This window comes from Oleiphilus sp. HI0132 (assembly GCF_001635845.1).
On the sequence record NZ_LWGJ01001537.1, the window covers coordinates 1 to 846 of the forward strand.

Consider the following 846-nt stretch of genomic DNA (forward strand, 5'->3'; position numbering starts at 1 on the left):
ATTACCTAAATCTCTGAAGGGTGGAACTTCACTAAAGTTAAGTGTCATAAAGCCAACAACTGTTGTGATGCTGGTGATGAAAACCGGCTGGAAATTGATACGTATGGCTTCTTGCATTGCTTCGGCTTTAAGCATTCCGTGCCGCATGTTAAATAGAAAGGTCACTAGAATATGAACGCAATCGGCAACGGCCATTGTCATGATTACCGTGGGCGCTGAGGTGCTTGGACCGGTAAGCGTCCATCCTAGCCAACCGAACATTCCCATTGCGCTGACGATAGACATTATTATGACAACCAAGGTTACGGCGGTACCGGTGAACGAACGTAAAAGCAATAATAAGGTGAAGATTATTATCACAAACATGACCGGAAACAGGTTTGCAAGGTCGTCCTGGGCTGATTCAGAAAAGGCATTGCCTAGCATCACGCTACCTGTGATATAAACATCCAGGTGGGGGTAGTCTTCTTCAAACTGGGCAATCATCACACGTGCTTGCGCTACTAGTTCGGGAATCTCCTGTTCGGTCAATTGAGGAAGTTGAACTGTGGTATTGACCGCAGTAACATGCGCTTGCTTGGAAATAAGGCGACTTTCTAGCAGCGGCTCGCTAAGCGCAATCCGTTTAATCTCGTCCAAATCGGCTTCATCTGGAAATTCAACCAGGTCGTTAACGAGCAAGTCATCTTCTTCGGCTTTTGTATATTGGAAGTTTGTGATTGAATCGACGCGTGTTGAATAAGGCAATTGCCAAGCTCTATCAGTTAGATCTTTAACTGCATTCAAGGTTGGAACGGTAAATACCTCGCCATCTTTCGGCGCTAGAACAACAAATATATTGTCTGA

1 protein-coding gene is annotated in these 846 nt (G+C 45.2%); it reads right to left on the reverse strand.

The genetic code is table 11. The features are described from left to right. The coding region (locus tag A3766_RS23670) for an RND family transporter (protein ID WP_156509086.1) at positions 1 to 846 on the reverse strand (846 nt) is incomplete at both ends.